Here is a 21,233-nt window from a genome sequence, read left to right on the forward strand (position 1 = left end):
TATGGTCATCTTTACACCCCTTTGACTGCCGCTAATGGACGGCACTTCGCGACAACAGAAGCGAGCCGCGCCTCCACGACGCTATCGATAATTTGGTCTACATCCTTGTAAGCCTGCGGCGATTCGTCGATTAGCGACTCCAGCCCACGGTGGTTGAGCACCACCTCATCCTCCTGCCCAATACGCATGGAAGAGGCAAACTCGTCGACTGTGACGAGCTGCTTCGTCGCGTTCCGCGAACGGACTCGGCCAGCGCCGTGGCAGATGGAATGGTAATTGCGCGCTCCTTCCGGCGCACCGACCATGAGATACGATGCTGTCCCCATCGAGCCGGGAATAAGCGCCGGATGGCCTGTCGCTTGGTAAGGTGCCGGATTGTCAGGATGACCGGCGGGCAGCGCGCGCGTTGTTCCTTTGCGATGAATGAACAGCGCCTCTTCTTCTTCGCCGAATCTCTCTTCGCAGGCATAGTTGTGCATCAGGTCATACAGCGTGCTCATCTCTGCCACTGAGCCGAACGTTTCTTTGAACGCATCGCGTACGGCAAAAGCCATCAGATGCCTGTTCACCGTTGCATAGTTGAGCGCCGAGTACATCAAGTTCATGTACGACTGGCCTGCCTCGCTGCCGAGCGGTGCGTAGACCAGCTTCGGGTCAGCGGTTCCGAGCTTCAGCTTACTCATCGTCTTCGCCACTTGGGACGCGCAGTACTGGTTGACCGACCCGCCCCATGAGCGGGAGCCGGAGTGAATCATCACCGCCACTTGCCCGTCACGGATACCCCATTGGTCGGCGATGTGCCGATTATCCTCATGGATTTTCAAAGCTTGAATTTCAATAAAATGATTGCCGTTCCCAAGTGTGCCCAGCTGCCGATGAGCGCGATGAAAGACTTGCTCCGGCAGACGACCAAGCTCGCTCTCGTCGAAGCGGAAGCGGCTGCATTCCACGTGGGTGAGCGAGGTTGCCTTCTTCGGCGTGTACGAATCCGGCACATATTTGCCGGGGAGGCCGTGAAGCCCTTTGCGCACGACATCCTCGAGACGAATGTCGGAGAAGTAGCCTCGCGCGTGATTCTCGACCGGGATACGTTTCTCGATCGCCTTCACGAGCTTGCGGCGCAGCTTCACATCCCGGAGGTCCTCTTCCTGCAGGTTCGTCAGATGCACCCGCATGCCGCAGCCGATATCGCTGCCGACGATCGAAGGCGACACGAATCCGTCCTCCATGCCCCACACAGCCGTCGTGCCGATACAAGTGCCTACACCGACATGTGCGTCGGGAGTATAGCTCATATAGCGGATGTTCGGGATTTGCAGGTTGTTGTTCGCCATCTCGAGCACTTTGGCTCCCATGGCGTGAAATAAGTCATCATGGGCGAATACGTGCAGATCTCCCGCAGGCAGATCGATTCGCCGGTAATAAGAATGATTGTGATTGGTACTCATATAAGTGTTCGTTCTCCTTAAGTTAAAATGGATAATTTTTGAAATAAATGAAAACACAAAAAGACCGTAAGCCCATTCGCTTACGGTCTTCATGCAACGGTGAAAAATGAGGTTCCGCCCGTGCTTCCTGCTGCAGGCAGCCGGGATACATAATACGTGCGGTTATCCTTGTCTTTCCTTTGCTTGGGCCCGTAGAGGCCGATGGACAATGAACAGCTTATGAAGTTGGGACGCTTGAGTAATGTTATGGACCGTCATGTCGATTCGGCCTCCTTCCTGTTTAAGATAGTGTTTACTATAAGGGCTCCAGGGAATGAATGTCAATACAAAAAATAGAAAAAAGTTATCGCGTGGATTAAGGATAGTTATCACATGTGGCAGTGGCAACAATTAAAGACTACTCGCTGCCCTTCAGCTCACGCTCGAATAGCGTCTGGTTGCCGCGGTGGAACTTGCGCATATTGCGCGGGAATTTGCAGCCCTCGATCAATCCGTCAATTACTGCTTGATCATCCGCTAGGACCGCCGCGCGCATCGCCGCGATATAGGCAAAATCCGCCTGTTGTCTGCGTTTCATCTCGCCCTGGTCGGTAGTCGAATTGCCATGTCCCGGAATTAGACGCGTAATGGCGTGCTTCGCCAGTATCGTATCCAGCTTGCTGATGCTCGCCTCATAATGGGTGCTGCTGAAGTAGATGTATGGGAACTCGAGGTCCGACCAGTAGTCCCCGGCAAAAAGCAACCCGAGAGGTTCAATGATGGTATAGATGCCATCGTCGTTGTGTCCCGGAGAAAGGTAGAACGTCAGGCGCGTTCCCCCGCCGCCGCTGCCCCCTAGCTCCAGAACTTGCCCGTCCGCTTCCGCGAGGTGAGTGACAGCTGGATAGGCAATCTCATAGCCCCGCTCCAAGTAATACGCGTGCTCGAAGTCGCGAATTTGCTCAAGAATCGCCTCTTTGTCAGCCTCCGGCTTGTTCGCCAAGGCAGCCGAAGCAATGACTGTCGCGTCCGGAAAAGCCCCGTATCCGATGATGTGATCGTAATCGGAATGGGTGAAAAGCACATATTTCGGCCTTCCTCCAGCGAGTCCATCCGCATACTGCCGAATTTCCTCCACCTCTTGCGGCAACCAGCACGGGTCCACAATAATAACCGCATCAGCTGTCTCCACGACAGCGGACATTGTCTTATACAGCGCGCTCTCGAACAAGGTGAGCGGCCCGTCTTGCAGCTTCATCATATGGTGATTGATACCTCCTAATTCCATCGGATACTATACGTCCACTCGCCTGGCTAACGGAACTCAGCGGCGCTATTCACCGCTTTTCCAGCCCAAAGAGGCTCATATCATCGGAATAACGCATCTGAGTTCCGTTACACTCCAGGAACAAGCCATCTGTGCCAAATAGCGACTCTGGTGCACGTTAGCTCTTGAGCCAAATTCGCCGGATTTACGTCCAATTCTCCGCTTCGGAGACTGATACGCCCCAATATGGAAAATAATAATCCAGATTATTAACTCGACTTCGAGACTTCGACCTCAAAGGAGATTCATCATGCTCATGGACTGCATCATTATCGGCGGCGGCATTGCCGGGCTGCAGGCTGCCATTCAACTCGGACGCTATGCGTCGCATCGGGTACTCGTGATCGATGCAGGCGACGGCCGATCCGCGATATGCCGCAGCTATCGCAATCTGCTCGGCTATCCGGACGGCGTGTCCGGTACCGAGCTGCGCGAAGCCGGCATGCGGCAGCTCGCGGCATACGGCATCGACGTCGTCCGCGACACGATTACAGAAGCGACCCGCACAGCGAACGGGCACTTCCAGCTTCGCGGCGGCAACAGCAACAGCACCGACAACGACAGCCGTAACGCTCCCAGCACGTACACCGCGCGGACGCTGCTGATCGCCACAGGCGTCATGGACCGGTTCACGGACTATCCCGGTCTGCGCCCTTGCCTCGGGCTGACCGTCTACGTCTGCCCCGACTGCGACGGCTACGAAGTGAAAGACCGCCGCACGGTCGTGCTAGGCGCCGGCGATGTCGGCGCAAACATGGCGCTCACGCTGCGAGCATGGACCGAGCAGCTCGTCTACATCGATCAAGCCGATGACGATGCTGATCCCCCTGCCGAAGCGGAAGCCCCGGCCCGCCCGCGTCGGCAGCCCACGAGCGCCCGCCTGCGCGAGCAGCTTGAAGCCGCCGGCATCAGCCGCATCCAGGCGGCTGTCTCCGCCGTATCCGCCGACATCTCCACCGGCGGATTTCAAGGCGTTCAGCTCGCTGACGGCACCGCTATCGAAGCCGAGCGAGCCTTCCTTGCCTACGGCGGCAACGAGGTCCGCTCGCAGCTCGCCCGCCAGCTCGGCGCTAGCCTGCACGAGAACGGTCACATCTGGACCGATCCGCGCAGCAAAATGACGAGCGTGCCCGGCGTATGGGCGGCCGGGGACGTCGCTGTTCACGCCGAGCAGGTGTCCATCGCCATGGGCGAAGGCGCGCAGGCGGCGATCTGGATCCACAAGCTGCTGCTCGATCCGCAGGCGACGATTCCTACTTATTCGCCACATGCACCTTGAGGAGCTTGCCCTTAATCGTCGTCTGCTTCATCGCCCGCAGGACATGCTGCCCTTTGCCGTTCAGAATGTCGACGAAGGTGGCGCTATCTTCGATCGAGATAATGCCGATATCATCGGCGGTAACGCCCTCCAGCCTCGCGATCGTCCCGACGAAGTCCACGGCCCGCAGCTTCTTCTTCTTCCCGCCGCCAAAATACAGCTTCGTGATATCCTGGCTGAGCAAGTCCCGCCGATCCACACGCGGCGCCTCCTCCTTGCTTAGCTTCGCCTCGAACGCACGCTGCGCCTGAGTCTGCTCCTCCGCCGTCGGCATCTCCGCACGCGGCAGCTCAAAGCCGATATAGCGTTCGATTTCCTCGAGATACCGCTCCTCGCCCGGCATTACGGCGAACGTGATCGCTTCGCCGCTCATGCCGGCACGGCCTGTCCGGCCGATGCGGTGCACGAAGTTCTCTTTATCCATCGGCAGGTCATAGTTAACGACATGCGTAATGTTCTCAATATCAATGCCGCGCGCGGCGAGATCCGTCGCTACCAAGTAGCGGAACTCCCGCCTGCGGAATGCATGCATGACACTGAACCGGTCATCCTGCTCCATACCCCCGTGCAGCTTGTCGCACGGGTAGCCCCAGCGCTTCAACTGCCTCGCCACCTGATCGACTGTCTCCTGCATACGACAGAACACAATGCAGCTATCCGGATTGCGCGTAATTGTGACCGCTCGTAGCAGCTCCAGCTTCTCCTGCTCCCGCACGGTATAGAGCGTATGCGTAATCCGCTCGACCGTCACGCCTCCTTCCGCCTCGATCTCGATATCGACAGGGCTGTTCATGTACTCATGGCACAGCCGCTCCACGTCCGGCGGCATCGTAGCCGAGAACAGCAGCGTCAGCCTATCGCTAGGCAATTGCTCCATAATCGCTTCCACCTGCTCGATAAAGCCGCGGCTCAGCATCTCATCCGCTTCGTCGATGACGAGATAACGCAGCTTGTCCACCTGCAGCGTGCCGCGCTGAATATGGTCGAGCACCCGCCCTGGCGTTCCCGCGATGACATGGACCTTCTGCTTCAGCTCGAGCTTCTGCTGCGTGAACGGCTGCTTGCCGTAGATCGCTACCGCTTTTATCCGCTTGAACCGGCCAATATTGATAATATCCTCCTTAACCTGCCCGGCGAGTTCCCGCGTTGGCGTCAGAATAAGCGCTTGCGGCTTATTTTCCTCCCAAGCAACAAGCTCGCAGATCGGAATGCCGAAGGCCGCAGTCTTCCCGCTCCCGGTCTGCGCGCGAACCGTCAGATCCCGCTGCGCGAGCACCTGCGGAATCACCTCGCGCTGCACAGGCGTCGGCTCCGCGAATCCGAGACTGTCAATTGCCCGGACAATCTCCTCGCTTAGCGGATAGGTATGAAAGCTATTCGTGTTCGATGATGACATCTATAAAAACTCCCTTTTTCCCGAAAGTAACATCGTTGATTCCAGTATAGCGGTTCGAAGCCGCGGACAGCAATTTGACGCCGCATATCCACGCACAAATAACCCGTGAGACGAGCCCCCTGCAAAGGGAGCCGCCTTACGAGCTACTTGGCGTGCTATCGCATATACTGGACTATTTTCTAGAACGTTTCTTAACGGATTTCTTAGCGCGTTTGGCACTCGATACCCGAGCTTTGCCTCTGCTTCTAGCCATAACATCCTGCTCGGAGTACGTGTAACAGTGATTGTAAACAGGGCAGCAGTGATGCTGCTTCACAACGTTGACGGCATGAACGACATTGACCAGCTGCGGATGATAAACATCCTCGTACATCGTGACCGGTGGATCGTACATTGTTTGTGTAGGACAGTCTGGACAGAACTCGCCGCCAGTCTGTGCGCCAGCTACGTTGTTGCCAGGTCCCATTCCTGCGCCTGCTAATGCTTGATGGTAATTCACTAAGGAATCACTCCTTCCTCTTGTGGAGTACACCATATTCTATGCGCTACATATAGCGGCGGCCTGTACGCTTGACACGGAAGGCCATCGCCTCTTCTTCGCTGACGGGATTGGCGCTCGGACGAATGCCAGGGAACTGCAAGCGCCTACATACCTCTGCATAGAAAAAGACAGACATCCCGCTCCCTATCTGGAACGTAAGATGCCTGCCTTATTGAATAAGCCGTATTAGAACGCTTTGATTTCGAGCAGCTTGTACACAATGACGCCCATCGGAGCGTTGACGTTGATGGAAACCCCGATTTTTTTGCCGAGCAGCTCTTTGCCAAGCGGGCTTTCGTACGAAATTTTGTTCTCTGCCACGTCAGCTTCAGCCGGAGCGACGATTTGATACTCGATCTTCTCATCGAACTCAACATCGTGCAGAATGACCGTTGAACCTATCTGTACCCTGTCCATGTTCGGATCAGCTTCCACAACGCGCGCCGTTGCGAGCATTTTCTCCAAAATAATAATGCGAGTTTCCATGAACGACTGATCGTTCTTCGCGGAATGATACTCGCTATTCTCCTTCAAGTCGCCGTAGCTGATTGCCAGCTTAATACGAGCCGCGAGCTCCTTACGCTTCACGTATTTGAGGTCGTCGAGCTCCTCCTGCAGTTTATCATATCCGTCCTTGGTCAAGATCATTTCTTCTTTCGCCATCATTCCAGCCCCGTTCCTGTTGATCCTTCTATTTTAACCGATTTTGGTCTCGCTCGCTCACCTTTGTCATTGTTGACAAAAATCTGTTGCCCTATAAGAGGTTACCCAGCACGCTTTACGTCTTATTCCTCCCTTCCGGTATAAAAAAATCCCCTCCGGCCAACCGTGTTGACCATGAGGGGATATGACCTGCTAGAGGGCAGAATCTGCTTCAACTATTTACTTGAGCGGCACGTAAATTTGAAGCTCCGAGTCCGCCCGCCCCTCTTGGAAGTCGGGACCGTAGAACTCAAAATCAAAGCTGTGCGTGCCGTCCATCTCTCGCAGCGCCTCTCCGGAAGCTGGAAGCCACTCGCCATAGATATAACCGAATGTCTCGCCAAGCAGCTCCGTGGAACCGACATGCGTGAACACCGCGTATCTACCGCCCGGGACCGTATAACCGGAGACGCCCTGAGGCAAGGCGGACAGATCGGATACTTGCACGCCTGCCACGTAGGTGAACTGCCCGCTCCTCGCATCTGCTTGCGGCTCATAGAGCTCAAGCCCGTAGCACCGCTCCTCGCTTACTTTGCTTGGAATCTGCGGCCATAGCCGGCTGAGCGCCTTCCATGCCCCTGTAATATGACGGTCCTTCGACGTATCGGTCTGGCACACTACCCCTGCAACATGTGCAGCCGGAAGCACTTCAATCTTCGGCTCTCTCATTGTACACGCTCTCCTTCGGAATAATTGGGGAGGCTCACCGAATCGTTTCAGGAACGAGCGGATGAAGGACTCGTGGCTGCCGTAACCAATGTCGAACCCGATTCGCGTTCCGGATTCGTCCGTGCTTCTTAGCTGCTGCGCTGCATAAGCAAGCCGCCGCTCGCGGATATAATGGGACAGCGTCTCTCCCGTACAGGCGCAGAACAGCCGGTGAAAATGAAACGGAGAGTACCCCGCCAGCCGTGCCAGCTCCTCCAGTTGAAGCTCCTCCTGCAAGTGCTGTTCAATGAATTCAGCCACGCGGATAATGTTCGCGTACCGCTCTTCTTCATTCACCCGGATCACCTCCTCTTATCCTCATTGTAGAGTGGCGCCTCCTGCTGAACCTGACAATCCTTGCGGTCTTGCTTCATAAAAAAAGCGCATCCGAAGGTGAGAATCTCGGATGCGCTTCGTTCGTATGTCACTTTATACCGAAGCTTTGATCTGTTTGCTCCGCAGCTGTCCGCACGCGGCGTCAATATCAGTTCCGTGCTCAAGGCGCACGCTGACGCTGACGTTCTGCTTCTTCAATATATCGTAGAAGTCGCGGATCGAATCCTGCTCGCTGCGCTGGTATTGGCTGTGCTCATCGACCGGATTGTACGGGATCAGGTTCACATTGACCTGCTGGCGACGGTCGCCGACCAACTCGGCGAGCTCCAGCGCATGCTCCTTCTGATCGTTCACATCCCGCAGCAGAATATACTCCAGCGTCACGCGGCGCTTGTTCTTGCTAAGATAATAGTCGATCGATTCCATCAGTTGCTCGATCGGAATCGCCCGGTTGATCTTCATAATGCGCGTGCGCAGCTCATTGTTCGGCGCATGCAGCGATACGGCGAGGTTCACGCCGACATTCCGGTCGGTGAACTCGCGGATTTTGTTCGCGAGTCCGCTCGTCGATACCGTAATATGCCGCGCCCCAATTGCGAGACCCTTGTGGTCCTTAACCACATCGAGAAAATCAATCATATTCTCGAAGTTGTCGAACGGCTCGCCAATGCCCATCACTACGATATGGCTGACGCGCTCTTCATTACCCGCCGCATCAAGATGCAGCTGCACCTTCATAATTTGCCCGACGATCTCGCCCGCCGTCAGGTCGCGGCTCTTCGCGAGCAGACCGCTCGCGCAGAAGCTGCAGCCGATGTTACAGCCGACCTGAGTCGTCACACAGACGGACAAGCCGAACTTGTGGCGCATCAGCACCGTTTCGATCAAGTTGCCGTCCGGCAGCTTCAGCAGAAATTTAATCGTGCCGTCCGCTGATTCCTGCTTCGTATGCTCGCTCAGCGTTTGAATATCATAATGCTCCTCCAGCAGCGCGAGGCAGACCGGATTCACATCCGTCATCTCGCCGAAGCTCGTCACCCGCTTCCGATACAGCCAATCCCACACTTGAAGCGCGCGCGACTTCTTATGTCCGTGCTCCGCCAGCCAGTTCGTCAGCTGATCGAACGTGAATCCATAGATGGATGGTTTATGCATGATAGATCCTCTTTTCAACACCTTAACATAGTCGTCCCGGTGAACATTCTTTGCTTTGTATTGTCCCAAAATTTCAAGGCGAACACAAGCTCTATGCCCTTTACACGAATAAAAGCGTACCGAACTTGCCCGGCATATGGAACTGCACGGCTCCCGTAGGCTGCCATGCTTGATATTCGCGCACACCGTCTACGCTCTCGTCAATGCGGTAGAAGTTCACTTTCCAGCGAAGACCCGCTTCCAGCTGAGTCTCGAAATTGCTTGCCGGAATGCGGATTTCGTACAGCAGTTCGCCATCATCCAATCGGTTGACCGACGTTTGCAGCCCATCGAAATTCCAGCCGAGGTCAATATCGACCGCACGGTTATCAACATTGCCGATTCGCGCGTCAAAGACGACATTCCGCGGGCTCACTTCAAGCTCCAAGTAGCCGGTACCGACACCCCGCTCATCAATAAATACTTCCACGACATCCTGGTTGTACAGCGGTTCGTCCTTCTGCGTGTAGTCAGATACAATATGCGTATCTTCGCAGTGAAATTGTATCAGCAGCGCTTCAGCCGACCAGCCGCACCGCACGCGCGTCCGCTCCGCAGGCGCATTCCCGCTAACCGTATCTGTGAGCTCCACCCACTCATGCGAGTCCCAGCCCTCTTGCTCGCTCCATCCTTTGCATGCATAGACTCCCGCTGTACGATTATCCACTTCCGCCATCGTTCGATCCTCTCCCTTAGACAAAGCATTCTCTGTCTCTATCGTACCAGCTTTCGCACGCCTTGGAAGCAACAAAAAACTCCCTAAGGAGTTTTTTGAAGTTTGTTACATTTACGTAAACGTTAGATTACAATCAAATAAAATACCATTTAGTGCGCTTCCGCCTCATCAACATGTTTCAGATGCTTGCGGTTCAGCCAGATAAGAATGACTGCCAGTATGACGAAGCCGCCGCCAATGTAGAACGGTGCATGGAAGTCGAACCACTCTGCAAATTTGACTGCATAATACGGTGCAAGCGCGCCGCCAATGAAGCGAAGGAAGCTGTAAGCAGCCGATGCTGTCGAACGCTCCACCGGCGCAGCGTTCATCACTGCCGTTGTAATGAGCGTGTTGTTGTTGCCGAGAAAAGCACCAGCAAGGATGACCATCAGAATCAAGACAGTCTCATTCGTTGTCCAGTAGCCCATTGCGAACAACGTTGCTGCGAATAACAGCAGCTGCGTGCACATCGCTGTAATGGTTCCCAGTCTCTTCTGGAGCCTCGGAGCGGTAACGACCGAGGTGAAGGCAAGCATAAGACCCCAGCCCAGGAATACATAACCGAGACCATGTACGTCCAAGTGATGCAAGTGTCCAAGCACAAGCGCTGCGTATACAAGCAGTGTGAAGAAACCGAAGTTGTAGAAGGCAGCGGATAAGCCGAAAATGAATAGTGCACGGAATCTAAGCGCGCGGAACGGATCGAGCAGCGAAGCTTTCTTCTTCGGTGCTTTTGCCACGGCTGCTGTTGCCGTCGTTGGCGCCTTCGGCATCATAAACAAGATGAGACAGAACGCAAGCACCATCAATCCTGCAACGCCGTAGAACGGTGCGCGCCAAGAAACTGCGCCTAGCTCGCCGCCAAGCAGCGGACCTACAGAGATACCAAGACCGACCGCAACTTCGAATAAAATAATCGAAGCGGCGACGCCGACACGGGACAGCGAGACGATCGCGGACAACGCCGTTGCGACGAAGAAAGCATTGCCAAGGCCCCAGCCTGCACGAAGCCAAACGATATCCATGACTTGATCTACGCTTCCGGCAAGAGCGGAGAAGATTGCAATAAGAACGATACCGGTAAGCAGCATCCGCTTAATGCCAAGACGAGATGAGATGACGCCTGTGATGAGCATCGCAATCGCCATGACTGCGTTATAGCTTGTGAACAGCAGCGTGAGCTGGCTGTCCGTCGCGTGCAGCTGATCCTTCATCATCGGCAGAATCGGGTCGACGAGACCGAGTCCCATGAAGGCGATAATGCTGGCGAAGGCGATCGCCCAAACGGCGATTGGTTGGTTGAACATGCTTTGTTTTTGCGCGGGAGCGCCCTGGGTAGGCGCTGCCGCACGAACTTGCTGGCGTGCTGGTGAAGACATAGTGGCATTACTCTCCTTTGTTGTCTGGTGTAAGTTGGTTTAGGCCGTTAGCAACACGCACCTGAAGCTTCTCAATCTCTTTGCGGAACCCCTCGATCTTCTCAAGTTTCATGTCGATCATCGCCATCTGCTTATCGAGCATCTCCCCGACTTCAAGCAGCTTCTGGCGCTTCTGCTCAGCTTCCTCGATTTGATGGTAAGCGTCCCGATGTTGAATGATCTCTTCTCGAATGGATACGAAATCGACCAATTCTTGCAGCGAGAAACCTAGTACGTCACGCGCGTCGACGAGCTGCTTCAGCCGCTCGATATGCATCTGGGTATACAGCCTTGTACCGCCATCCGTCCGCTCAGGGGCAGGCAGCAGTCCGAGCTCCTCGTAATATCGAATCGTCCGTTTCGTTAGGCCGGACGCCTTCGCGACATCGTCAATTTTGAAGCGTTCCATGGAAAGTGGGCCCTCCTTTCTTCAACACACAAGATAATTTGATTTGTCGTTGATTTCATCTTACTCCTGTTATAACGTTAACGTCAACGTTAGATTTTGTGCACAAATAGTTCCATTGCTTAGCCAGCTTTAATTCTAGTGTGACCTAAGTGGGCAAAATGATGCAAAAAGAGCCCCATCCAGCCGATGTCAGCCGTAAACAGGACTCTGTTCTTGTTCGTTGTTCGTTGTTCGTTGCTCGATACCTTACCGTACAACGCGGCCGCTCCAAGCACTAATGCCGCCCTGCAAATGGTTAATATGGCGATAGCCATTGCGGCCCAGCATTCGCGCTGCCGTCTTGCTTCGCATGCCGCTGCGGCAGTACAGCAGAAGCTCGCGCTCCTTCGGAATTTCGCCGATCCGCTGACCAAGCTGCGACAATGGAATGTTCAGCGCGCCGGGAATGGCTCCGCTTGCGAACTCGCCAGGCTCGCGCACGTCAATGAGCATCGCATCCGGTGCCGTCTCAAGCTTGCTGCGGAAGTCGGCATCCTTCAGCGTACGCAGTCCTCTCGTCGGACCGAACCTTGTATAGCCAAACCAAACGATAAGTACGATAAACAATAGATTAATGACAGTTTCCACTCGTTTAGTGCACTCCTTTTCTTAACTAGTCCTGCACAAGCTCGCCTGTCCAGCTCATCAGGCCTCCAGTTAGGTTGATTACCTTATATCCACGCTCGCCCAGCAGCTCACAGGCTAGTCCGCTTCGGCCGCCGCCTTTGCACATGACGATAAGCTCGCGTTCCGAAGGCAGCTCATTCAACCGCTCCAGCAGCTGTCCCACCGGAATATGCACCGCTCCTGCCACATGTCCTGCCGCCCATTCATTCGGCTCGCGAACATCAAGCATGAACGGCTGCTCGCCTTGACTTAACTGCGCAGCCAGCTGCTGAGGCGAAAGTTCTCTTGCAACTTGAAATGCCATTGTGTCGTCCTCCTCTAGTTGTGACGTACAGCGGCCCGTCTCCCTCAATTAACGGCTCTTCACGAGCAGCTCAATTGCTTCCTTCACCAGCTTGTCCGTGTCCCGCCCCGCTGCCTGTTCATCCTTCATGCACCGCTGCAAATTCTCAGCGACGATCTGAGCAATCGCTTTGTCTGCAGCACCACGGACGGCAGACAGCTGGCTAACCACGTCCTTGCACGACTTGCCTTCCTCCATCAAGCGAAGCACGCCTCGTACTTGTCCTTCCATGCGCTTTAAACGCGCCTTCACTTCATCTGTATAGTGATCGTCCATTTGCTGTGGCCGCCTTTCGGAGCTTTTTGCACGCCGTACCTATACCCCTATGGGTATATTATCGAACGGAATAGACCCTGTCAACGCCGATTCGGCTAACAAAATAAGGCTGTCCGCCAGTCCGCGTTGCAACCGCAGACTACATCGGACAGCCTATACCAGTGTTTAAACCACTTCTGCCGGCTCCAGCTGCTTCACTTGGGGAGCAGCAACAGCCGCAATGCGCCTTCTTCCGCTGCCATGCGGAATGCACACCGGCGTTCCGTAGAGCGGGTCAGGGATAATGTCGCATTTCAGACGGAACACCTCTTCAATTAGCGCCTCATCAATGACTTCATCCGGTCGGCCCTGCGACTGGATACGCCCGTCGCGAATGGCGACGATATGATCCGCATAGCGGCATGCGAGGTTAATGTCATGCAGCACCATTACAACGGTCCGCTGCTCCCTGCGGTTCATATCATCGAGCAGATCAAGCACCTCGATCTGGTGCGTTAAGTCGAGATACGTCGTTGGCTCGTCGAGCAGAATAATCGGCGTCTCTTGCGCGATCGTCATCGCAATCCACGCCCGCTGCCGCTGACCGCCAGAGAGCGAGTCAACCGAACGCTCTGCCAGCTCCGTCATGCCTGTTGCTGCAAGCGCGGACTGCACGCTCGCTTCGTCTTCTTGCGACCACTGCTTCAACCACGACTGATACGGATATCTGCCCTGCTTCACGAGCTGCAGGACAGTCAGCCCTTCCGGCGTCGTTGGCCCTTGCGGCAGTATCGCCAGCTTGCGCGCGACCTCCTTCGTGGACATGCCCGCGATATCCGCGCCTTCCAGCACAACTGCTCCCCGCTGCGGCTTCAGGAGCCGCGCCATCGAGCGAAGCAGCGTCGACTTGCCGCAGCCATTGCTGCCAATGAACACGGTTACTTTGCCTTTCGGAATCGACAGATTCAGATCCTCAAATATATAGCTGCCGCCATAGGACAAGCCCAGTCCTCTAGCTTCTAATTGACTCATGGCTATACGCCTCCTTGCCTAGTTGCGGTTCCGGTTTCGATAGAGTAGAAACATAAAGAACGGCGCGCCGATTGCAGCCGTCAATACGCCAGCTGGCACATCGTTCGGCAGAAACGCCGTCCGCGCGATGACGTCCGAGACGAGCAGAATAAGCGCCCCGAGAAGTGCGCTGACCGGCACGACGCTGCCGAAGGACGAGCCGACCAGCTTGCGCGCGATATGCGGCGCCATCAGGCCGATGAAGGAGATCGCGCCGCCAATAGCGACGGCGGCTCCCGCAAGTCCTACGCTAAGCGCGATGAGCACCAGCCGCTGGCGCTGTACCTGTGCGCCGGCGCTGCTCGCGACATCGTCGCCAAGCGACTGGATGTTCACGTTCCTCGCCTGCAGCCACGTAACCGGCAGCAGGATGAGCACCCACGGCAGCAGCGTCATGACATCCTTATCCCAGGATGTCCCGTAAATGCTGCCTGTCATGAAAGTGAGCGACCGCTGGGCGAGTGCCATCGGTCCTGCAATAATGAGCATGTAAGAGACCGACTTGATCGCGGCAGAGACGCCGATGCCAACCAAGACGAGCCGCAGCGGCTGAACGCCGCGCTTCCAAGCGAGCACATACAAGAGCGCGGTCATGAGGAACGCGCCGGTAATCGAGAATAGCGGCAGCCAGTGTACCGATACCGCGCTGCCAAACATGAAGATAAACAGCACGGCGCCGAGCGACGCGCCTTCCGTAATGCCCGCAACATCCGGCGAGGCCAGCGGATTGCGGATAATCCCTTGCAGCACCGCGCCTGCGACCGCGAGCGATGCGCCGACGAGAATGCCGACGACGATGCGCGGCATGCGAAGCTTCTCGACGATGACTTGATCCATCGGCTTGCCGCCGCCGAAGAGCACTTTAATCACGTTCAGCGGCGAGATCGGCTGCCCGCCGATGCCTGCGCTTACAATTGCAGCAACCAAGCAAAGCGCGATCAGGAGCAGCGATATCCAGATCGTTCGTTTCTCGATGAGAAGCGAGACCTTCGAAGTGCGTAATGTTTGGTATTTACCCATGGCGCTGTCTGCCTTTCCTTGCGATATAGACGAAGAACGGAACGCCGATGATCGCCGTCATGACGCCGACGGGAACCTCTTTGGGCATCGCGATGTAGCGCGAGCCAAGATCAGCCGCCACGAGCAAGATTGCCCCGTATACCGCACTGTATGGCAAGATCCAGCGGTAATCGGTTCCGACCATGTAACGGACGATATGCGGGATGATGATGCCGATGAATGCGATTGGTCCCGCAGCGGCGACCGAGCCGCCCGCAAGCAGAATGATTGCAGCCGCGGCGAACACCTTGATGTGCGCCGTGCGCTGTCCAAGCCCTGCGGCGATATCATCGCCCATCGCGAGCACGTTCAAGTGGCTCGGCAGGAAGAGAGCGATGACCATGCCGACCGCCATATAAGGCCATACGGCGGCGAGCTGCGCCATATCGCGTCCTGCAACGGAGCCGACCAGCCACATGAGAATCTGGTCGAACATTTTGCCGTCCGTGAGCATGACGCCTTGCGTGAGCGAAGCGAAGAACGCAGCCATCGCGGCACCGCTCAGCGTGACCTTGACCGGCGTCATGCCATCCCGGCCGATGCTGCCGAGGACGAAGACGATGGTGCCGCTAATAGCCGCTCCGATCAGCGCCACTAGTGTGAAAGCTTGCATCCCGGATACGCCGAGCCATGCGCCCGCCACGATGATAAAGAACGTCGCGCCGGAGTTCACGCCTACCGTGCTCGGCGAGGCGATCGGATTGCGCGTAATGGCTTGCATCAGCGCTCCCGCAACGGCAAGACTTGCGCCAACAGCTCCCGCGATTAGCGCGCGCGGAACCCTTGTCGTGCGGATAATAAGCTGTTCATTGCTCGTGCCGCCGTGGATGATAGAGTCCCAGACGACGCGAAGCGGAATATCGGTAACGCCAAAAGCTATGCTGCAAACGAGTGCAATAACGAGTGCGACAAGTGACAACGACAGGTATAAGGCCAATCTCATAAGTGCGCATTCTTCCTATCTGGGCGAATCTCTTAACGTTAAAAGGCGCCCTTTTGTTCTCGTAAAATTTTAGAGGCATCCCCCCGAATTGTCAATGACACTGATAATCATTATCAAATTTTTGTTGACAATTCTTTTCCAAGAGGCGTATAGTTGGTACCTGTCACTGATAACGTTTCTCAACAAAGCTCGTCGTTTTGTTCAAAACGTATTACGCATTAGGGGGAATTATTCATGTTCGCACCACGCACTACATCCACACGCAAAGGCAGCCGAGCTGTCTTGTGGACCGTCATCACCATTATCCTGACCGTTATCGTCGCAGGCTGCGGGAACAGCTCGGGCAGCAACAACGCCGCCAATTCGAATTCCGGATCCACCAATACGACCAATGAAGCTGCAGCACCTTCTTCCGATACGGAAACACGCACGGTGAAGCACGCTATGGGTGAAACGCCGATTACAGGCACACCGAAGAAAATCGTCGTTCTGACAAACGAAGGTACAGAAGCGCTTCTTGCGCTTGGCATCAAGCCGGTCGGCGCCGTGAAATCTTGGACAGGCGATCCTTGGTACCCGCATATTAAAGACGAGATGGAAGGCGTCACCGTAGTCGGTGAAGAAAGCCAGCCGAACCTTGAGCTTATTGCCGGTCTTGAGCCGGATCTCATCATCGGCAACAAGATGCGCCAGGAGAAAGTATACGAGCAGCTGAAAGCTATTGCGCCTACCGTGATGGCAGAAGACCTGCGCGGCCTGTGGAAAGTAAACTTCAAGCTTTATGCTGAAGCTGTTGGCAAGACGGAAGAAGGCAACAAGCTGATCGCTGACTTCGATGCCCGCATTGAAGACTTCAAGGCGAAGGCTGGCGACAAGCTGAAGCAAACGGTATCCGTCGTTCGCTTCCTGGCTGGCAAAACACGCGTCTATCACACCAACACGTTCTCCGGCATTATTTTCGACCAAATCGGCCTTGCCCGCACGGAAATGACGAAGAACGCGAAGGACACGTTCGTCGATGAAATCACCAAGGAGCGTCTGCCGGAAGCCGATGCGGACCGGATCTTCTACTTCACGTATGAGACGGGCGACGGCAAAGCGAGCGACACCGAGAAGGAATGGACGAACGACCCGCTCTGGAAGAACCTGAAAGCGGTCAAGAATGGTCAAGCCTACAAAGTGGACGATGCGATCTGGAACACAGCCGGCGGTATTAAAGCGGCTAACCTGATGCTGACGGACCTTTACAAAATCTATGGTGTGAGCGAATAGCAGCAGCATGTAAGAGAGCGGCCCTTTGAAGTTGAAGGGTCGCTTTTTTATGTCATTGTGCGAAAGGCGCTGGCGAGTATGATTTCCTCTAGTTGGCAACAATACGCGTGGGTTTCCAATTATTCTTGAGAGGAGCTTAAAGCGCGTGAGCAATAACAAACAAGATGCTGGCGGAAGCGATACGGCGAATCAGACGCTGACGACCCGGCAAGGCCATCCCGTAACGGATAATCAGAACATTCGCACGGTCGGCAATCGCGGTCCGAGCACGCTGGAGAACTATCATTTTATCGAGAAAATCACCCATTTCGACCGGGAGCGCATCCCTGAGCGCGTCGTCCATGCACGTGGCGCAGGCGCCCACGGCGTCTTCGAGGCCTATGGCCAAGTAGGCGATAAGCCTGTAGCCCCATATACGCGGGCAAAGCTGTTCCAGGAGGCTGGGAAGCAGACGCCTGTTTTTGTGCGTTTCTCTACCGTTATCCATGGCGCTCACTCGCCGGAGACGCTGCGCGATCCGCGCGGTTTTGCCGTCAAATTCTATACGGAGGATGGCAACTGGGACCTCGTCGGCAACAATCTGAAGATCTTCTTCATCCGCGATCCACTGAAGTTTCCCGATATGGTGCACGCCTTTAAGCCTGATCCGCTAACGAATGTGCAGGATATGGAACGGTTCTTCGACTTCGTCTCCCTATCGCCGGAAGCGACGCATATGGTGACTTTCCTGCTCTCGCCTTGGGGGATTCCTGCGAACTATCGGCAGATGCAGGGCTCAGGCGTTAATACATATAAATGGGTCAATCAGTCCGGTGAAGCGATGCTCGTAAAGTACCACTGGGAGCCGCTGAAGCAGGGTATTAAGAACCTGCTCCAATCGGAAGCGAACGAGATTCAAGGGCTCAACTTCAACCACGCGACGCTCGATCTCTATCAGGCGATTGAGGCCGGGGACTATCCCGAATGGGAGCTGTGCGTTCAGCTGATGCCTGACGGCGAACACCCTGAACTGGACTTCGACCCGCTCGACCCGACGAAATTGTGGCCGCCAGAGCAGTTCCCCTTCCTCCCTGTCGGCAAAATGACGCTGAACCGCAACCCGGACGACTACTTCACTGAAGTGGAGCAGGCGGCTTTCGGCACAGGCGTGCTTGTAGACGGACTCGACTTCTCCGATGACAAGCTGCTGCAGGGACGCACCTTCTCGTACTCCGATACGCAGCGGCACCGCGTCGGCACGAACTACTTGCAGCTGCCGATAAATGCGCCGCAGACGCATGTGGCGACCAACCAAAGCGGCGGACAGATGCAGTTCCGTCCGGACCGTGCAGCGGGACAGAATCCGCATGTTAACTATGAGCCGTCCTCGATGGGAGGGTTGCAGGAAGCGGCTCGGCAGGGCAGCGACCACGAGCCGCACTATGATGCGAAGCTGACGCGCCAGAAGATCGACCGTACCAACGACTTCAAGCAGGCTGGCGATACGTTCCGCGCCTTCGATCGCGTGGAACAAGACGAGCTTATCAGCAACATGGTCGGCGCGCTGTTGGTGTGTAAGAACGATATCCGCGAGCGGATGATCGGCTACTTCACCGAAGCGGACGCCGAATACGGGCAGCGCGTGTCGGAAGGCCTGCGCCATGCGGACCAGAGCCGCATTGAGAGCGGGCAGTCAAAGCCAGAACAAGCGGTGGAGAAATCGAAGCAGCTCGGTCATGAGAGCGACGGGTATTGAACGCGTAGTCATACAACGAGTAAGGGCGACCCCGATGGGGGATCGCCTTTTTATCGTCTTGTTTTGTCTTGTCTCGTATCGTCTCTTGTCTCGTCGTGTCTTGTATCGTCTTATCTCGTCGTGTCTTGTATCGTCTTATCTCGTTTCGCCCTGTTTCGTCTCGTATCGCAGCGCCTCATCCCATCCCAGCTCACCCCGCCGGCCTCCTAACGAACCCCACAATCGCTATTCCGCGAAAATTCCAGCTTCTCACACGCTAACGAACTCAGGGAACGCTATTGCACCTCATCCTGCCCTATTACGCCGACAAAGTGGCATATAGCGCTGCTGAGGTTCGTTACATTTGCGAAGCAGCCATTATCGCGCCAATAAGCTCTCTACGATTCGTTAGCCGAGGTCGGACCGCCGAGAACAGCAAAAAAGCAGCGACCTCGAGTTCTCAATTCAACTCGGGGTCACTGCTTTCGTTATTTTCAAACCATTATTTCTCCGAACCAGCCGCCACAGGCCGATCTGCCGGATCCTTATCCGGCAGCTGCAACACATAGCTGTCTGACAGATTCAGCAGCTTGAGCGTTCGGTTGTATTGTCCGTTCGTAACGCCTCGTTCGCTGATGCTTCCATTCACCAGCGAATAGTTCGTACCGTCCTCGTATGCGATGCCTGGGAGGAACATATAATCATTCGTAATGAGCGAGCCCGAAGGCAGGAAGTGGCGCATCGGAAGCATATCGTTCGGCTGGTTCAAGAGATCCTGCCCGAAATGAATCTGCCCGTCAAGCGAGACTCCGGTCAAGTTCGCAACCGTCGGCAGAATGTCCACTTGGCCGCCAGTCTGCGAGATGACGTTCGGATACGTCACGCCAGGAGCATGAAGGATAAGCGGGATCTTGAACATATCCGGATAGCTGTATTCATGGCCCAGCATCTCTGCGGCCAGCTCTTTCTCCTTGCGGTCGAGCGAGTAGAGCGACAGCCCTTGATGGTCACCGTAGAACAGAATGACGCTGTCATCCCATAGTCCGCTTTCTTTCAGCCCTGCGATGAACTGGCCGAGCGCGTAATCGGCGTAGTTCTGCGCGCGGATATAGTTGCCTACAAGCGTACCCTCATACCGCTCCGGCAGCTGCATTTTGTACTTCGACTCCGGAATATCGAACGGATGATGCGAGCTCATGGAGATGACTTGCGCGTAGAATGGCTGATCGCTCTCGTCCATCTTCTTCAGTTCCGGGATCGTCTTCGCAAACAGCACCTCATCCGAGGAGCCGAAAGCGACATGATCATCATCGCCGAAGAACGACTGATCGTAATATTTATCCCAGCCGATCGCGCTATACAGCTCGGTCCGGTTCCAGAATTCCACGGCATTCGTATGGAACGTAGCCGTCGCATAGCCGTTCGCACTCATCAGCTTCGGCAAGCTCGGCAGCGCCTTGGCGACGTTCTGATCTGTAGCCGCCTCATGCTTCGGCACGTAGAGCGACGTATTCACCACATATTCGGCATCCGAGGTCGTGCCCTGACCGACCATCGTATAGAAGCGGTTGAAGTGGAAGTTCTCCGCTGCCAGCTTGTTCATGTTTGGCGTAATCTCTTGACCGTCGATCTTGAGGCCAATGAGGAAATCCTGGAACGATTCCATCTGCAGAATGATCACGTTCTTGCCCTTGTCTGCTCCGAAGTACTTCGGCTGCAGCGGTTGCTCCACACCCTTGAGCCTATTGATCTCGTCTTGCGTAATCTGATCCATTGGCACGATATCATCATCTGCCCTCGTATCTGCGAAGATCGTGTATACCTCGTAGTTGAGAATGCCCATCTCTTCCGCCTGCTTGTTCTCGTTCATGCTGGCACGGTTCGGCCAGATGTTCAGCAAGCAGAGCATGAGCGATACCACGAACAGCGCGATAATGCCCCTCTTCTTCGCCAATGGGCGGCTGCTAACCGCCTGCTGATACGAAATGTTCTTCGGCCGCCATAGAATGAACGTAAGCACGACAATATCGACAAAAATAAATAAATAATACGGGTCCAGCAAAGAATACGTACTATTACCGACCTGCGTTACTTTATCGGCTTGTTTGAGCGCATGGTAAGTGACGATAATGCCATAATACTTGTAATACATGAGGACGGTAAAATATAACAGCGTGAATAATAAATTCACGATCATGTAATAGAGCATCTTGCGTTTGCTTGCCAGCCATTCAATCAAGCAGAAGACGACCCAGAAGAACGGAATTTCCGTCACAAGGGTCATCCAGGATGGCCCTTCAGCAAAGACGACCGACCAAGCGAGAACTCCTTTGAACAATAATATTAATGTAAAATATACGAATCTGCGATTAAGCAGCCTTCTTATGAAAGGCACCTCACATCAGCTCCCTCTAGA

20 protein-coding genes and 1 pseudogene are annotated in these 21,233 nt (G+C 55.2%); 3 read left to right on the forward strand and 18 right to left on the reverse strand.

All coding sequences use genetic code 11. The features are described 5' to 3' along the window. Positions 1-11: 11 nt before the first annotated feature. Together AC0YNX_RS19910 and AC0YNX_RS19915 are read right to left on the reverse strand one after the other, a co-directional pair. Positions 12-1,448 carry an RtcB family protein gene (locus tag AC0YNX_RS19910; RefSeq protein WP_475817448.1) on the reverse strand — a complete coding sequence of 479 codons (1,437 nt, stop codon included), beginning with the start codon at positions 1,446-1,448 and terminating at the stop codon, positions 12-14. Between the two features lie 397 nt (positions 1,449-1,845). Continuing rightward, on the reverse strand, positions 1,846-2,688 hold the full coding sequence (locus AC0YNX_RS19915; protein WP_475817449.1) for an MBL fold metallo-hydrolase: 843 nt from the start codon (positions 2,686-2,688) through the stop codon (positions 1,846-1,848). Between the two features lie 316 nt (positions 2,689-3,004). Here AC0YNX_RS19915 and AC0YNX_RS19920 point away from each other — a divergent pair, with 316 nt between their 5' ends. After that, positions 3,005-4,033 carry an NAD(P)/FAD-dependent oxidoreductase gene (locus AC0YNX_RS19920; RefSeq protein WP_475817450.1) on the forward strand — a complete coding sequence of 343 codons (1,029 nt, stop codon included), beginning with the start codon at positions 3,005-3,007 and terminating at the stop codon, positions 4,031-4,033. On the opposite strand, the gene AC0YNX_RS19925 is transcribed toward AC0YNX_RS19920, so the two are convergent. The 15 genes from AC0YNX_RS19925 to AC0YNX_RS19995 form a co-directional block, all read right to left on the reverse strand. Beyond that, a complete protein-coding gene (locus AC0YNX_RS19925) occupies positions 4,008-5,468 on the reverse strand; it encodes a DEAD/DEAH box helicase (protein ID WP_475817451.1) in 1,461 nt (486 codons plus the stop codon). The genes AC0YNX_RS19920 and AC0YNX_RS19925 overlap by 26 nt on opposite strands. Before the next feature lie 172 nt (positions 5,469-5,640). Beyond that, complete coding sequence (locus AC0YNX_RS19930; protein WP_475817452.1) at positions 5,641-5,967, reverse strand: hypothetical protein; 327 nt, start codon at positions 5,965-5,967, stop codon at positions 5,641-5,643. Between the two features lie 46 nt (positions 5,968-6,013). Beyond that, positions 6,014-6,145: a hypothetical protein gene (locus AC0YNX_RS19935; protein WP_475817453.1), complete on the reverse strand. Its 132-nt coding sequence runs from the start codon at positions 6,143-6,145 to the stop codon at positions 6,014-6,016. Between the two features lie 50 nt (positions 6,146-6,195). Next, positions 6,196-6,672 (reverse strand): transcription elongation factor GreA, encoded by a 477-nt coding sequence (gene greA, locus AC0YNX_RS19940; RefSeq protein ID WP_475817633.1) that lies wholly within the window; start codon positions 6,670-6,672, stop codon positions 6,196-6,198. 219 nt (positions 6,673-6,891) lie between these two features. Then, the gene (locus AC0YNX_RS19945) at positions 6,892-7,716 is read right to left on the reverse strand and encodes an AraC family transcriptional regulator (protein ID WP_475817454.1); all 825 of its coding nucleotides are present in this window, start codon (positions 7,714-7,716) and stop codon (positions 6,892-6,894) included. A gap of 132 nt (positions 7,717-7,848) precedes the next feature. Then, positions 7,849-8,910, reverse strand: coding sequence for a dual-specificity RNA methyltransferase RlmN (gene rlmN / locus AC0YNX_RS19950; RefSeq protein ID WP_475817455.1), 1,062 nt, complete (start codon positions 8,908-8,910; stop codon positions 7,849-7,851). Between the two features lie 100 nt (positions 8,911-9,010). Beyond that, entirely contained in the window at positions 9,011-9,625 is a 615-nt protein-coding gene (locus AC0YNX_RS19955) for a carbohydrate-binding family 9-like protein (protein ID WP_475817456.1), read from the reverse strand. 149 nt (positions 9,626-9,774) lie between these two features. Next, positions 9,775-11,046 carry an MFS transporter gene (locus tag AC0YNX_RS19960; protein WP_475817457.1) on the reverse strand — a complete coding sequence of 424 codons (1,272 nt, stop codon included), beginning with the start codon at positions 11,044-11,046 and terminating at the stop codon, positions 9,775-9,777. A 7-nt stretch (positions 11,047-11,053) separates the two neighbouring features. Next, a complete protein-coding gene (locus tag AC0YNX_RS19965; protein WP_475817458.1) occupies positions 11,054-11,494 on the reverse strand; it encodes a MerR family transcriptional regulator in 441 nt (146 codons plus the stop codon). A 246-nt stretch (positions 11,495-11,740) separates the two neighbouring features. Next, positions 11,741-12,121 (reverse strand): rhodanese-like domain-containing protein, encoded by a 381-nt coding sequence (locus AC0YNX_RS19970; protein WP_475817459.1) that lies wholly within the window; start codon positions 12,119-12,121, stop codon positions 11,741-11,743. A gap of 25 nt (positions 12,122-12,146) precedes the next feature. After that, the gene (locus AC0YNX_RS19975) at positions 12,147-12,464 is read right to left on the reverse strand and encodes a rhodanese-like domain-containing protein (protein WP_475817460.1); all 318 of its coding nucleotides are present in this window, start codon (positions 12,462-12,464) and stop codon (positions 12,147-12,149) included. A gap of 48 nt (positions 12,465-12,512) precedes the next feature. After that, positions 12,513-12,779 carry a metal-sensitive transcriptional regulator gene (locus AC0YNX_RS19980; RefSeq protein WP_475817461.1) on the reverse strand — a complete coding sequence of 89 codons (267 nt, stop codon included), beginning with the start codon at positions 12,777-12,779 and terminating at the stop codon, positions 12,513-12,515. A 165-nt stretch (positions 12,780-12,944) separates the two neighbouring features. After that, complete coding sequence (locus AC0YNX_RS19985) at positions 12,945-13,790, reverse strand: ABC transporter ATP-binding protein (protein ID WP_475817462.1); 846 nt, start codon at positions 13,788-13,790, stop codon at positions 12,945-12,947. An 18-nt stretch (positions 13,791-13,808) separates the two neighbouring features. Further along, on the reverse strand, positions 13,809-14,849 hold the full coding sequence (locus tag AC0YNX_RS19990) for a FecCD family ABC transporter permease (RefSeq protein WP_475817463.1): 1,041 nt from the start codon (positions 14,847-14,849) through the stop codon (positions 13,809-13,811). After that, entirely contained in the window at positions 14,842-15,831 is a 990-nt protein-coding gene (locus AC0YNX_RS19995) for a FecCD family ABC transporter permease (protein ID WP_475817464.1), read from the reverse strand. Before AC0YNX_RS19995 ends, AC0YNX_RS19990 begins: the two co-directional genes overlap by 8 nt. 234 nt (positions 15,832-16,065) lie before the next feature. Here AC0YNX_RS19995 and AC0YNX_RS20000 point away from each other — a divergent pair, with 234 nt between their 5' ends. Further along, positions 16,066-17,103 (forward strand): ABC transporter substrate-binding protein, encoded by a 1,038-nt coding sequence (locus AC0YNX_RS20000; protein WP_475817465.1) that lies wholly within the window; start codon positions 16,066-16,068, stop codon positions 17,101-17,103. A gap of 190 nt (positions 17,104-17,293) precedes the next feature. Continuing rightward, positions 17,294-18,838: pseudogene (locus AC0YNX_RS20005) on the forward strand (catalase); the annotation flags it as partial. A gap of 481 nt (positions 18,839-19,319) precedes the next feature. Here AC0YNX_RS20005 and AC0YNX_RS20010 read toward each other — a convergent pair. Continuing rightward, entirely contained in the window at positions 19,320-21,212 is a 1,893-nt protein-coding gene (locus AC0YNX_RS20010; RefSeq protein WP_475817466.1) for an LTA synthase family protein, read from the reverse strand. Positions 21,213-21,233: the final 21 nt, after the last annotated feature.

This window comes from Paenibacillus sp. J31R98 (genome assembly GCF_056269245.1).